Consider the following 12868-nt stretch of genomic DNA (forward strand, 5'->3'; position numbering starts at 1 on the left):
GAAAAAGTTGCTAAAGGAATACGAAGAAAATGGGGAAGTGGGGAGAAGAAGGGCATATTTTTTTGAAAATGCAAAGAAAATTTACCGAAACCTTTCATTTGTGCTATAATCAAGGGGAAGTGACGTCATGGAAAGAAGGGTATCATGAGTTTAGAACAGTTAGAGCGGAAATCGCTCCAAGAAATCAATCAATCCGTCAAGGTTCCCAAGGGAACTTCTTTTTGGAGGACCTTATTATTGTTTTCAGGTCCGGGGAGCCTAGTAGCAGTGGGCTACATGGATCCTGGGAACTGGATCACCAGCGTTGTTGGAGGGGCTCACTATCGTTACTTGCTCTTGTCGGTGGTTCTCTTGTCTTCCTTGATTGCCATGCAATTGCAACAGATGGCTGGGAAACTAGGGATTGTCCATCGGAAAGATTTGGCCCAGACAACAGCGACGCATTTGCCCAAGTGGCTCCGCTATATGCTTTGGATAGTGATTGAATTAGCCTTGATGGCGACAGATTTAGCAGAAGTCATTGGTTCAGGGATTGCACTCCATTTGCTGTTCGGATGGCCCTTGCTCTTTTCTATTTTGGTCACCATCCTGGATGTCTTCCTCCTTCTCGGACTCATGCACTTAGGTTTTCGTAAGATTGAGGCTATTGTCTCCACCTTGATTTTGACCATTCTAGGGATTTTTATCTACCTTGTGGTCCTATCAAAACCAGATATAGGTGGCATTTTTGCTGGCTTTCTTCCTCAGAAAGAAATTGTAGGTATTGGTCTTCCCAAGGGATCACAAGCCTTGACGCTGGCCTTGGGGATAATTGGTGCAACCGTCATGCCTCATAATCTCTATTTGCATTCCTCCATTTCACAGACACGCAAGGTCGATTATGAGGATCCTGCAGATGTTCGTCGGGCTGTGCGCTTCATGACCTGGGACTCCAATATTGAATTAACCCTGGCTTTTGTTGTCAACTCTCTCTTGCTGATTCTCGGAGCGGCCCTCTTTTTTGGACATGCAGAAGAAATTGGAGCCTTCTCTAGTATGTATGATGCCTTGCAAAACAATGCCATTGCAGGAGCTATTGCAAGTCCTTTTCTGTCCACTTTGTTTGCTGTTGCTTTGTTAGCAAGTGGTCAGAATTCAACAATTACAGGCACTCTGACGGGTCAAATTGTCATGGAAGGTTTCCTTAGATTCCGCCTTCCTCAATGGCTTGTCCGCCTGTTTACACGGATGTTGGCCCTCACTCCTGTCCTGATTGTCGCCTTTCTCTTTGGAGACCAGGAAAGTGTTCTAGATGATTTGTTGGTCTATTCTCAAGTCTTCTTGTCTCTGGCTCTACCATTTTCAATTTTTCCCTTGGTTTACTTTACCTCCAATAAAAAAATCATGGGAGAATTTGTCAATGCAAAATGGAATACCTACTTAGCTTACGGAGTAGCGACTCTTCTGACTCTTTTAAACGTCCAACTCATTGTGACGACGCTCTTTAAATAAAAAATCAGCTTTGTCGGACGGGGAAAACATGCTATAATAGTAGAGAAGTCCCCATCTAGCTAGAAAATGGGCAGAAGTGGGCAGTAACCATTAAACAAGAGGTCCTAACCCCTTGATACGAAAGGAATCTAGAAAATCTTATGATGAATATGCAAAATATGATGAAGCAAGCACAAAAGCTTCAGAAACAAATGGAACAAAGCCAGGCAGAGTTGGCGGCTTCTCAATTTGTTGGCAAATCAGCTCAGGACTTGGTCGTCGCTACTTTGACAGGTGATAAAAAGGTGGTATCCATCGAATTTAACCCAGCAGTAGTGGACCCAGAAGATACAGAAACTCTTTCTGATATGACGGTTCAAGCCATCAATGCGGCCATCGAAGAAATTGATGAGGCAACCAAGAAAAAATTGGGAGCTTTTGCTGGTAAATTACCATTCTAAGCATACAGAGAAAGAGAGTGGGACAGAAATCGGTAATTCGTTAGAATTGGATTTCGTCGTCCCACCTCCGCACAGTTGAGTAGGGCTGTAAAAGCTGATAAAATCAGCGTAGTAGAGCTCACTCAACCACTGCGTCTTGCTCGATAATCAAAAGACAATTGAGAGGCTAGGACTTTTGTCCCAGCCTCTTTTTAGTCGTTAAAAAAATTGGAGAGGTCTAATCCACCAAAAGGAGAGGTAGAAAAGGATTCTTGTTCTGTTAAGAGTTGCCGGGCCCGGTCTGATTCGAGAAAGGCTTCATAAACAAGGGCAGTCATTCGTGCATCTTCTAGACTATCATGCGATTTTCCAGCCACTCCTAAAAACTGAGCAACTGTATGGAGCTGCAAGTTTTTGATCCCATGGAGGTCAGAAGGCCGGCGTTTAGAAGCTTCCTCAAAGACATCAACAGCATATTGGTTTGTGAACTCTAGCCCATTTTCCGTTAGGATAGGGAGGTCACTCTTGATAGCATTGTATCCAATGAGGGGACTCTCTGCAACAAAGTCTCGAAACTCCGCTAGGACCTGCTCGAGTGGGGGAGCTTGGAGGATTTTATCAGATGTAATCCCGGTGAGCCCATTGATAAAGCTCTTTAGTGGTTTATCCGTATAGGCATAGGAATCATAGTGGGCAACTTCTTGGCCATCTGCAAAGCGGACAGCAGAAACTTGAATAATGTGGTACTTTCCTTCGAATTGATTAAATTCTAAATCAAAGGAGACATAGTGGCTTAATTCTTTCAAGGGAACTCCTTCATCTAATGCTTGCTTTTTGATTTTCGGGGGGGGGTAAAAGCATAGAAAAAACTGACCGAAGTCAGTTTTTAGCGACCAAAGACGCGTCTCCAGAAGCCTTTACTCTCTTGTTCTTGAACCTTTTCATTGGCTTGATCTAATTCCAATTTCAATGTTTCGCGGTCATTCATTGCCTGAAGGGTTAGCTGTTGTTGTTGGTCGAGCTGTTTGTCTTTTTCAGCGATCTGAACATCTTTGACACGCAACTGTTCGTCCTTTTTAGATAATTGCTCATCTTTGGATTTTAGCTGGTCGTCTTTTGCTTTTAGTTGTTCGTAGAGACGAACGATTTCAGCATTCTTCTCGTCGACTAGAATCTCCATCAGTTCCCGTTGTTTGACATCATCACTGACGGGCTCGTCTTCAAAGATCGTCTTTTTGTAGATTTCTTCTAGCTTGATCAAGCCACTACGGGTTACGACGGTAACTCCCTTATCATTTTTTTCTGTATCTTCAGGATCTAGGGCCTTGACACGGTTGTTGACCGCTTGGCGACTAACTCCTAGAATTTCAGCAATTTCGCTGACTGTTTTTTCGATAGCCATAATATCCTCTAAACTCTTTTTCTATGAAATACTCTCTTAGATATTATCATAAGTAGGCAAGGCTGTCAAATGAAGCAAAGGAAGGGACGACTGGGGAAAAGGCTGGATTTTCCTTACTCCATTTCAGGAAGGGTCAGGCTAGAGTTGGCCAGGTCAATGGTGAGTTGGTAGTCCGTCTGGTCGCGGACGGTGATCTCGAAATCGGTTGTATAAAGGACAAGACGAAGAGTAGTCCCTTTTTCCAGCTTGTAGATGGTTGGTTGGAGATCAAAGTCAAATTCCATCCACTCTCCTGGTGTGACAGGCTCGACTTGTAAGAGGTCATTTCGGTTTTGAAGGTTGAGATAGCCCTTTGTAATCACTCGTTGGCCGGCCTCTTTGAAAGGCAACTCGGTCAAGTTGTCCAGCATATGGTAACGACCGTTATCAAGGGTACGGACGGATAAGACGGCTGGATAGGGTTGGAGGTACTTCTTGTTTCTTAGCTCCATCAGTTGGGCTGAGAGCAAGCCCTTGTCAGTGCTAGATTGGAGCCGTAGGTGAAGGCGAGCTTTTCCGTTGAGGTGTAGGTCTTTTTCTATCGGAAGATCGATGGTCACTTGCTGGGCCTTATCTTGGTAAAGATCAGTTAAGAAGGTTGGATAGGCCTTGCCATAGCGCTCATAATCTTCTGTCTCGTAGCGGTTTTGGATGACCTTTTCACCATCCCCCAGTGAGAAGGTTCGCTGAGCTGTTTGGTTGCCAAAATCATCCAAGGAAATCCAGCTTTGCTCTCCTGTATTGTCCTGCCAGATGACAGTTGGCAATTCATAGTTTGAATCGTAGCCTAGCAATTTTTTAGAGAGAAGGGCATTCATGCTCTCACGGAAGTCAATGGACTGCCAGTTGTTGAGGTAAACATGGGCTCCATTGTGGTAGAAGAGGTGTTTCTTGATGTTTGCTGGAAGAGCCTGGAACATATTAAAGACATGGAGGGGCTTCACGTTCCAGTCTTGCGAACCATGGGTGAAGACGACTTCAGCTTTGACTTTGTCTGCCTGAAGAAGGTAGTTACGGTCGTGCCAGAACTGGTTGTAGTCCCCTGTTTTGCGATCCAATTGCTCCTTGAGTCGTTTCAAATCCTCTAGATGGGCTGCATGGTGGCGGAGATAGTCACCTGCCCGAAGGGCGCGTGAATAGGTCAACTCAGCGAGCGAATCAAAATCCTCTCCAGGATAGCCCCCAGGACTCGTCACGAGTCCGTTTTCCCGGTAGTAGTTGTACCAAGAAGAGATACCAGCTTCTGCGATGATGACTTCTAGGCCATCGACACCTGTAGTCGCAAGACCATTAGACATGGTTCCAAGGTAAGAGATCCCTGTGGTTGCTACCTTGCCGTTAGACCAATCAGCCTTGATTTGGCGTTGGCGACTATGGTCTGTGAAGGCACGACAGCGTCCGTTGAGCCAGTCGATGACATTTTTATAGGCCTCGATTTGACGGTAATCTCCATTAGTCATCAAACCTTGGGAGTCCTTGGTCCCTAGACCGGAGACGTAGAGATTGGCGAAGCCACGGGCGAGAAGGTAGTCATTGAGAGTATAACTGCTGTTGATATGAGTGAGGGTTTCTTCAGCCTCAGAGACCAGTCGGGCTTCTCCAACTGGGTCAACGGTTTCGAGCGTGGGTTGACTGACTTGGATGCTTCTTGCTTCTTTTTTCTCCAGGTCCACATTCATATTATAGAGAGCCTTGTCACTGGCCTTGTCATTGGTTCCTTGGTGATAAGGGCTGGCAGTCATGACGGCTGGAATTTTTCCTTCATAGCGAGGGCGAATAATATTGACCTTGATCAAATCTGGAAGGCCATCTTGGTCGCTATCAATCCGACTTTCCACATAGACCACCTCACGAATCACATCATGGCAGTTAAAGGTAGCTAGACTTTTTCCGTTGAAAAAGTGGTAGCGATTGTCTTCAGGGATCAAGCCATCACTGACCAACTGTTCAATGAGTAAATTCCCTTTGACTGTTCGAGTATTGAGGAGGTGATAGAGGTTCTCAACCAAGTTTCCATACTCAATCGGAATTTGGACTTCTTTTAAGAAGCTGTCCGTATTTTCAAAGTCAATAAAATAGCGGAAACCGAGCAATTGGAGGGCCACTGTGTAGAAAATATTTGGAGACCATTCGCGGTCAGATTGGAAATAGCTCAGGAGATCTGTTTCAGCATCCGCCACTAGGTTAGAGAGAGGATAATCTGTATTTTTGTAGGTGAAATAAACCTTGCGAACAAACCATTCAAACAGTTCTTTCTCTGTAAGATGAAGGGGAAGGTCAAACCCGATTTCTTTCAGTTCCTTTAGAATGTCTGCTTGGTCGACTGGTAGATAGCTATATTGATTGAATTTCATAGGATGCTCCTTTTATCAGCTTCACTGTTTCTTTACTTCTTATATTATACGTGATAAAATAGTATTTGTCTAAAGACCTTTGATCTCTGAAGGAGGGTGTCATGGTGAGAAAATTATCTGTTGAAGAAGTTGCAAGAAGACGGACTTTATTGTTTGGGGTTCTTGCCGTCATTTTTGGGATCCTCATTTTTCGAAACGGTGTTGGTTTCACAAAATTTTCCTTGGATCTATTAGCCATTTACTTTTTAGTTGATGGACTAGGAAGCTTTCTTCTTCGCTTTTTGTTACGTAGCAAGTCTATTTCCTATAGCCACTCTATTTGGTTTATTTTTCTTTCACTTGCGTTGATCTGGTTGAATCGACTGAGTAGTCTGCCCGTAAACTTAGTTGTGATTTGTTTAGGGGCATATCAGTTGGGGAGTGCCATTGTCTATGGGATCACATTTTGGCTTTATAAGGCCAATCGGGTAAAAGGAGGCTGGCTCTATTTATGGGATGCGCTTTTAAACGGTGGGATTGGTCTAGCAACTGTCTTGGAACCTGGTTCAGATGGGCACTTCCAATTTATCCTCTTGGGGGCTTATCTGGTCTTGTTGGGGATTTCTAATATTCGAGATGGTATTTTATTTGACAAAGACCAACAAGGCCAAGAGTTAAAACGTCGCTTTCGTATTAGCCTACCGGTTATCTTTGCAGCCTTTATCCCTGCTAAGGAGTTAAAACGGTTTAACCAGTTTCTTCAAAAAGGGAGCTCGGCGGGACACACAGGCCCTTATCGATTGGTGAAAAAAGAAGAAGAGGCAAGGGAATTAGAAATTTTGGTTCATACTTCTGACAGCAACTTATTTGGAGCGATTGGGCATGTAGATATTTGTTATCAGGGGAAGGTCATTTCTTACGGAAGTTACGATCCCTTTTCAGAGCGTCTATTTGGGACGATTGGGGATGGCGTACTGTTTAAAGTGGATAAGGAACCATACATCGAACTATGTAAAAAAGAGAGTCAAAAGACGCTGTTTGGCTACAGCCTATCCCTTACCGAAGAAGAGAATCAGGCAGTAGAGAAGCGTCTAGCTGAAATTGATCAGTTGTTAGAACCTTGGGATCCACCTAGTAGGTTACTGGAAGACGGTCAGCCGACCTACGCTTACAAATTGAAATATGATTTAGGGGCTGAATTATATAAATTTACTTCTTCGCGTTTTAAATCTTATTTTGTTCTGTCTACTAATTGCTGCCTGTTGGCAGATTCAATTGTGGGACAGGCGGGAACGGCCGTATTAGATGTGCGGGGAGTGATTGCACCAGGGACCTATCAGGATTATTTAGAGTATGAATTTGAAGCTCCAAATGGGCTGGTCCATACAAGAACAGTATATTAAGAAAAGAAAGACAGATTCTAAATTTTGAGAAATCTGTCTTTTTTGCACAAGATTTCTTGTAAAAAAAAAGAAAATCTTTTAAAATATAAAAGGCTTGGAGGAATTATGTGCATAAATAAAATTAGTAGTATTTCACCTGTATTAAAAACAAACAATCGAAATGTCAATCAAGAATTTTTTGAAAAGGTCTTGGGAATGAAAACCCTGTTGGAAGATGGGGCCTTATTATCCCTTGGAGACCAATCGAAGATAGACCGTCTCTATTTAGAGGAATCCCCTAGTATGAGAACACGCAAGGTAGAGGGGCCAAAACGCCTCGCCTGCTTAAAGATTCGTGTGACAAATCCTCAAGAAATTGAGTGGCTTCTGGCTCGTGGTCATCAAGTTGATCGCCTCTTCAAAGGAAAAAATGGTTATGCCTTCGAGGCCCTTTCGCCAGAAGGAGATCGTATCTTACTCCATGCGGAAGAGCAAGTGGACAGTTTAGTTGAAATTGGGGAAGTTCCAGATTTTCAAGCGAATGAAGAGTTTACAACCTTGACGGAGTTTTTCGTAGAAAAGATGGTGCTTCGTGTGCCTAATGTAGAGATTTCTACAGCTTTCTATCAACAACTACCTGGCTTAGAAGAGTATTTAGAGTTAGAAGCATCAGATGGTCCAGACCTCACACTTTCAAATGGGCAGACTTGGGACCTTTGTCAGGTCAAGGTCATTCTAGAGCCATTTGTAGCAAGTGAAGTAGCCTCTTGCTTTGGAGATCGGGTGACTTTTGTACCAAAAAGGCAACAATTTGTCTTGGTTGAAGATCCAAGCAAGATTGAATGGTGGTTTGAAGCCTAAGCAAGTCTTTGGCTAATTGAAATGAGTGAAGAAAAATGGAAAAAATCATCCAAAAAATTCAAGAGCAAATAGGAGCAGGCATCTATCCAGGTGCCTCTCTTGCGCTCTATCAGAAGGGAAGCTGGCAGGAGTATTACTTGGGACTAGCTGATCCAGCCAAGCAAGAGCCAGTTGTTGCCGGCTTGACCTATGATTTGGCTAGTGTGAGTAAGGTCGTCGGAGTTGGAACAGTTCTTGCTTTTCTGGTCCAACAAGGGCAAATTGATATCGATCGTCCCTTAGCTTCTTACTATCCGGATATGGAGCAAACAGAGGTGACCATCCGTCAGCTCTTGACCCATACTTCTGGGCTGGATCCTTTCATCCCTGGACGAGATGACTTGGATGCTGAGGGCTTAAAAGAAGCCTTGCACCGTTTGAAACTAAAGGACAATCGCCAGTTCCATTATACGGATGTCAATTTTCTTTTGTTGGGCTTTCTTCTGGAGAAGTGGTTTGGTCAGGATTTGGAGCAGATTTTTAAAGAGCAAGTATTTGAACCTTGGCAAATGAAGGGGACTACGTTTGGCCCGGTTTCTCAAGCGGTGCCAACCCTTCGTGGAGTACAAGGTGGCGTCGTCCATGATCCGAAAGCGCGTGTGCTGGGGGTCCATGCCGGAAGTGCAGGCCTGTTCTCCACTATTAAAGATATGGAAATTTTCCTGGAGCATTATTTACAGGATCCTTTTGCAGAGATTTTATCGCAGAACTATGCCTTGGAAGAAGGGAAGGCGCGCTCTCTGGCCTGGAACCTGGAAGGAGACTGGTTGGACCATACAGGCTATACGGGGACCTTCCTTCTCTATAATCGCAAGCTCCAATTGGCAGCTATTTTCCTATCCAATCGGACCTATGAAAAAGATGAGCGGGCCCAATGGATCCTGGATCGGAATCAACTCATGGAGCTCATCAAAAGAGGAATGGAAGGAACCGGAAAAAATCCTTCCTAAGACGGAGAAAGAAGCGTGGTTTAGCCATCGCTTTTTTTCTTTTTTATATTAAAATGGAAGGAGAGAAGATTGTATCAAGCAATCTATAGCAGAAAAGAATGAAGATAACTGAGAGACGTATGACTAGATCGATAGGTGTCGGCCAGGCACATAGCAAGATTATTTTAATAGGAGAACATGCGGTCGTTTATGGCTATCCAGCTATTGCCTTGCCCCTCCTTCACATTCAGGTCACTTGTCAGATTGTACCTGCGGAGCGTCCGTGGGTCCTTTTTGAGAATGATAGCTTATCGATGGCGGTCTACGCTTCCTTAGAGTATTTGGGGATTGAGGAGGCGGCCATTACTTGCCAGATTGACTCCATGATTCCGGCCCAGCGGGGGATGGGGTCCTCGGCTGCTGTCAGTATTGCGGCGATTCGAGCAGTTTTTGATTACTTCAAGCGAGATTTGAGTCAAGAAACCTTGGAAATCTTAGTTAATCGAGCAGAAATGATTGCACATATGAATCCAAGTGGGCTGGATGCCAAGACCTGCCTCAGTGATCAGCCGATTAAGTTCATTCGCAACGTCGGTTTTAGTGAGTTAGAAGTTGATTTGGGTGCCAAGCTAGTCATTGCTGATACAGGTATCCATGGCCATACCAAAGAAGCCATTCAGAAAGTCAAGGAGTTGGGAGCAGCGGCCCTTGCTAGTTTCCATGAAATTGGACTTCTAACTGAGTACGCAGAAAAAGCTCTTGCTCAAAAAGATGCTTTCACCTTGGGACGCATCTTAACAGACTGCCATCATCATTTGCAAGCAGTGGGAGTGAGTTGTCCAGAAGCGGATCAATTGGTGGAACTAGCCTTAGGGAGTGGAGCCTTGGGAGCCAAGATGAGCGGTGGCGGGCTCGGTGGCTGTATCATTGCCCTTGCTGCAGACCAGGAACATGCAGAGATGATCGCAAAAGAACTAAGAAATAAAGGAGTGGAGGAGTTATGGATCGAAAGCCTGTAAGCGTGAAATCGTATGCCAATATCGCCATTATTAAGTATTGGGGCAAGGAAAACAGTGAAGCAATGGTGCCATCAACTAGTTCCATTTCCTTGACCTTGGAAAATATGTATACGGAGACTCGACTTAGTCCTTTGGGACCTGAAGCCAAGTCCCATGCCTTCTTTATTGATGGGGTCTTCCAGAATGAAGCGGAGCAGGCCAAGATTGGAGCAGTCATCGACCGTTTTAAACCAGAAGGAGAGACAGGCTTTGTGCGGGTTGATACAAGCAACAATATGCCGACAGCTGCAGGACTTTCTTCTAGTTCCAGTGGTTTATCTGCATTGGTAAAAGCCTGCAATTGCTATTACCAACTGGGAATGACGCAGGCAGAACAAGCTCAAGCGGCTAAGTTTGCCTCCGGTTCGTCTTCTCGTTCCTTCTTTGGCCCCTTAGCTGCTTGGGACAAGGATACTGGGGAAATCTACCAAGTGGAAACGGACCTCAAACTGGCTATGATCATGCTGGTGTTAAACGACCAACAAAAAATTCTTTCTAGTCGGGAAGGGATGAAACGGTGCACGGAAACCTCTAGCAATTTCCAAGAATGGATCCGCCAGTCAGCTCAGGATTACCAAGATATGCTGGCTTACCTGAAGGACAATGACTTTGAAAAAGTAGGGGAATTGACCGAACGGAATGCTCTTCTCATGCATTCTACAACCAAGACTGCAAGTCCAGCCTTCTCCTATTTGACGGATAAGAGCTACGAGGCCATGGAGTTCGTGCGCTCTCTTCGTAACGAAGGGAAACGTTGCTACTTCACCATGGATGCAGGTCCGAATGTGAAGGTTCTCTGTCTAGAAGAGGATCTGGACCAATTGGTTCCACTTTTTGAACAAGACTACCGTATCATTGTCTCCAAGACCAAGGATTTATCCCATGAAGATTAAGAAAGAAGTTCGTGCAGGTGGGAAGCTGTATGTCGCTGGGGAATATTCTATCTTAACTCCTGGACAAACAGCCATCATTCAGTTTATCCCTATTTACATGCAGGCAGAAATCCAACCAGCATCTACTTATCGGATTCAGTCGGACATGTTTCCCTTTGCGGTTGATTTGACTCCGAATACGGACTATGCATTGATCCAAGAAACCGTGCATCTGATGAACGCCTACCTCCAGTCACAAGGAGTAGCGATTTCTCCCTTTGATTTACGTATTGGGGGGAAATTTGAGCGAGAGGGTAAGAAATTCGGAATTGGCTCTAGTGGCAGTGTGGTCTTGTTGACCCTCAAAGCCATGGCAGCTCTTTATGATTTCCCTCTGCCTGCAGACTTGCTCTTTCGTTTGGCCTGTTTGGTCTTGATTCAGCGTGGTGACAATGGGTCAATGGGAGACCTAGCTTGTATTGCCTATGAAGGCTTGGTTAGCTACCGCTCTTTTGACAGACGGGCGCTGGCTGAGCAATTACAAGATCAGGATCTGGACCAGGTCTTAGCCCTGGACTGGGGTTATGAAATTGAGCTTCTTTCCCCTCAGTTGTCCTATACTTTTTTAGTGGGTTGGACCCAAGAACCTGCTATTTCAAGGGACTTGATTAACCGCGTTCGTTCGGCTATTGGCCCAGTCTTTTTAAAGGGTACTGAGCAGGCTGTACAAGACCTCTTAGTTGCTTTTCAAGAAGCAGACAGAGACTTAGCCTGGTCCTCTATCGGTCGGGCTAGTGACTTACTTCTATCTCTTAATGAGGTAATTTATACCAAAAAACTAGCCCAATTAAAGAGGGCAGAAGAGGGGTTAAAGGTCATTGCAAAATCCAGTGGCGCTGGAGGAGGAGATTGTGGAATCGCCCTCGCATTTGAGGAGGCTGCTGCCCAAGAAATCGTCAGACGCTGGCGAGAAGCAGGGATTGATTTATTATATTCAGAAAGGATGGGAGAGTATGACGACCAACCGAAAGGATGAACATATTCGCTTGGCCTTGGAACAGACTCCGGGTTACAATAGCTTTGATGAGGTTGAGTTGATTCATTCCTCTTTACCAACTATCGATTTAGATGAGGTGGATGTGACGACTCATTTTGCGGGTCGTGATTGGGACTACCCTTTTTATATCAATGCCATGACAGGTGGCAGTGCCAAGGGGGGAGAAATCAATCGGAAGTTGGCCCAGGTGGCAGAAGCCTGTGGTATTCTCTTTGTGACAGGTTCTTATAGTGCAGCTTTGAAGGATCCTCAGGATAGCTCCTATCGAGTCAAGGACCTTCATCCGGACCTACTCTTTGCGACCAATATCGGGATTGACAAACCGCTTGAATTGGGCTTGCGGACGATTGAAGAGACCCAGCCCCTCTTTCTCCAACTCCATGTCAACCTCATGCAGGAGCTTCTCATGCCCGAAGGGGAACGAAGCTTTAGAAACTGGCAAGAGCATTTAGCAGACTATGCAAAGCAACTTCCAGTGCCCTTGGTGCTAAAAGAGGTCGGTTTTGGTATGGATGCCGGAACTATCCAAAGAGCCATGGAACTAGGTGTCAGGACCGTTGATATCTCTGGTAGAGGCGGGACCAGTTTTGCCTATATCGAAAACCGTCGGGGAGGAAATCGTTCCTATCTCAATGACTGGGGACAAACAACGGTCCAAGCCCTACTTGGGGCTCAACCACTGATGGATCAGGTCGAGGTTCTCGCCTCTGGTGGCGTTCGTCATCCCTTGGATATGATCAAGGCACTGGTTCTAGGAGCCAAGGGGGTCGGTCTTTCTCGGACCATTTTAGAATTGGTAGAGACAAAGCCGATTGACGAGGTCATCGCCCAAGTCAATGCTTGGAAGGAGGATTTACGCCTGATCATGTGTGCTCTTTCCTGTCAGACACTTGCCGATTTGAGAAAGGTTCCCTATCTTCTTTATGGCCGTGTAAAAGAAGGATATGAACAAATCCCCTCTATCCATGATTAACTTGAAGAAACTA

General features: G+C 45.0%; 12 protein-coding genes. 9 read left to right on the forward strand and 3 right to left on the reverse strand.

Annotation, left to right across the window (positions count from 1 at the left end):
* Positions 1–144 precede the first annotated feature (144 nt).
* Both HMPREF9421_RS03215 and HMPREF9421_RS03220 read left to right on the forward strand, forming a co-directional pair.
* Positions 145–1491 carry an Nramp family divalent metal transporter gene (locus HMPREF9421_RS03215; protein WP_006595549.1) on the forward strand — a complete coding sequence of 449 codons (1347 nt, stop codon included), beginning with the start codon at positions 145–147 and terminating at the stop codon, positions 1489–1491.
* A 140-nt stretch (positions 1492–1631) separates the two neighbouring features.
* Complete coding sequence (locus tag HMPREF9421_RS03220; RefSeq protein ID WP_006595550.1) at positions 1632–1931, forward strand: YbaB/EbfC family nucleoid-associated protein; 300 nt, start codon at positions 1632–1634, stop codon at positions 1929–1931.
* A 191-nt stretch (positions 1932–2122) separates the two neighbouring features.
* Here HMPREF9421_RS03220 and HMPREF9421_RS03225 read toward each other — a convergent pair whose 3' ends face one another.
* The 3 genes from HMPREF9421_RS03225 to HMPREF9421_RS03235 form a co-directional block, all read right to left on the reverse strand.
* Positions 2123–2716: a 3'-5' exonuclease gene (locus HMPREF9421_RS03225; RefSeq protein WP_006595551.1), complete on the reverse strand. Its 594-nt coding sequence runs from the start codon at positions 2714–2716 to the stop codon at positions 2123–2125.
* A gap of 80 nt (positions 2717–2796) precedes the next feature.
* The gene (locus HMPREF9421_RS03230) at positions 2797–3312 is read right to left on the reverse strand and encodes a DUF536 domain-containing protein (protein ID WP_006595552.1); all 516 of its coding nucleotides are present in this window, start codon (positions 3310–3312) and stop codon (positions 2797–2799) included.
* Positions 3313–3425: 113 nt separating this feature from the next.
* Positions 3426–5705: a Xaa-Pro dipeptidyl-peptidase gene (locus tag HMPREF9421_RS03235; protein WP_006595553.1), complete on the reverse strand. Its 2280-nt coding sequence runs from the start codon at positions 5703–5705 to the stop codon at positions 3426–3428.
* A gap of 101 nt (positions 5706–5806) precedes the next feature.
* On the opposite strand from HMPREF9421_RS03235, the gene HMPREF9421_RS03240 reads away from it, so the two are divergent.
* The 7 genes from HMPREF9421_RS03240 to fni all read left to right on the forward strand — a co-directional run bounded on the left by HMPREF9421_RS03240 (position 5807) and on the right by fni (position 12855).
* Positions 5807–7087, forward strand: coding sequence for a DUF308 domain-containing protein (locus HMPREF9421_RS03240; RefSeq protein ID WP_006595554.1), 1281 nt, complete (start codon positions 5807–5809; stop codon positions 7085–7087).
* Positions 7088–7192: 105 nt separating this feature from the next.
* Positions 7193–7927, forward strand: a complete 735-nt coding sequence (locus tag HMPREF9421_RS03245) for a CppA N-terminal domain-containing protein (RefSeq protein WP_006597092.1) — start codon at positions 7193–7195, stop codon at positions 7925–7927.
* A 35-nt stretch (positions 7928–7962) separates the two neighbouring features.
* A complete protein-coding gene (locus HMPREF9421_RS03250; RefSeq protein ID WP_006595556.1) occupies positions 7963–8916 on the forward strand; it encodes a serine hydrolase domain-containing protein in 954 nt (317 codons plus the stop codon).
* Between the two features lie 119 nt (positions 8917–9035).
* Positions 9036–9914: a mevalonate kinase gene (gene mvk / locus HMPREF9421_RS03255; protein WP_006597106.1), complete on the forward strand. Its 879-nt coding sequence runs from the start codon at positions 9036–9038 to the stop codon at positions 9912–9914.
* Positions 9896–10846 carry a diphosphomevalonate decarboxylase gene (gene mvaD, locus HMPREF9421_RS03260; RefSeq protein WP_006595558.1) on the forward strand — a complete coding sequence of 317 codons (951 nt, stop codon included), beginning with the start codon at positions 9896–9898 and terminating at the stop codon, positions 10844–10846. Before mvk ends, mvaD begins: the two co-directional genes overlap by 19 nt.
* The gene (locus tag HMPREF9421_RS03265; protein WP_006595559.1) at positions 10836–11861 is read left to right on the forward strand and encodes a phosphomevalonate kinase; all 1026 of its coding nucleotides are present in this window, start codon (positions 10836–10838) and stop codon (positions 11859–11861) included. The genes mvaD and HMPREF9421_RS03265 overlap by 11 nt, the downstream gene beginning before the upstream one ends.
* A complete protein-coding gene (gene fni, locus HMPREF9421_RS03270) occupies positions 11839–12855 on the forward strand; it encodes a type 2 isopentenyl-diphosphate Delta-isomerase (protein WP_006595560.1) in 1017 nt (338 codons plus the stop codon). The genes HMPREF9421_RS03265 and fni overlap by 23 nt, the downstream gene beginning before the upstream one ends.
* The last annotated feature ends 13 nt before the right edge of the window (positions 12856–12868 follow it).

The organism is Streptococcus australis ATCC 700641 (assembly GCF_000186465.1).
GTDB lineage: Bacteria > Bacillota > Bacilli > Lactobacillales > Streptococcaceae > Streptococcus > Streptococcus australis.

Bases quoted from the DNA above. Each gene is read 5' to 3' on its own strand.
- HMPREF9421_RS03215 (WP_006595549.1), top strand. From the start codon at position 145: ATGAGTTTAGAACAGTTAGAGCGGAAATCGCTCCAAGAAATCAATCAA.
- HMPREF9421_RS03220 (WP_006595550.1), top strand. From the start codon at position 1,632: ATGATGAATATGCAAAATATGATGAAGCAAGCACAAAAGCTTCAGAAA.
- HMPREF9421_RS03230 (WP_006595552.1), bottom strand. From the start codon at position 3,312: ATGGCTATCGAAAAAACAGTCAGCGAAATTGCTGAAATTCTAGGAGTT.
- HMPREF9421_RS03235 (WP_006595553.1), bottom strand. From the start codon at position 5,705: ATGAAATTCAATCAATATAGCTATCTACCAGTCGACCAAGCAGACATT.
- HMPREF9421_RS03240 (WP_006595554.1), top strand. From the start codon at position 5,807: ATGGTGAGAAAATTATCTGTTGAAGAAGTTGCAAGAAGACGGACTTTA.
- HMPREF9421_RS03245 (WP_006597092.1), top strand. From the start codon at position 7,193: ATGTGCATAAATAAAATTAGTAGTATTTCACCTGTATTAAAAACAAAC.
- HMPREF9421_RS03250 (WP_006595556.1), top strand. From the start codon at position 7,963: ATGGAAAAAATCATCCAAAAAATTCAAGAGCAAATAGGAGCAGGCATC.
- mvk (WP_006597106.1), top strand. From the start codon at position 9,036: ATGACTAGATCGATAGGTGTCGGCCAGGCACATAGCAAGATTATTTTA.
- mvaD (WP_006595558.1), top strand. From the start codon at position 9,896: ATGGATCGAAAGCCTGTAAGCGTGAAATCGTATGCCAATATCGCCATT.
- HMPREF9421_RS03265 (WP_006595559.1), top strand. From the start codon at position 10,836: ATGAAGATTAAGAAAGAAGTTCGTGCAGGTGGGAAGCTGTATGTCGCT.
- fni (WP_006595560.1), top strand. From the start codon at position 11,839: ATGACGACCAACCGAAAGGATGAACATATTCGCTTGGCCTTGGAACAG.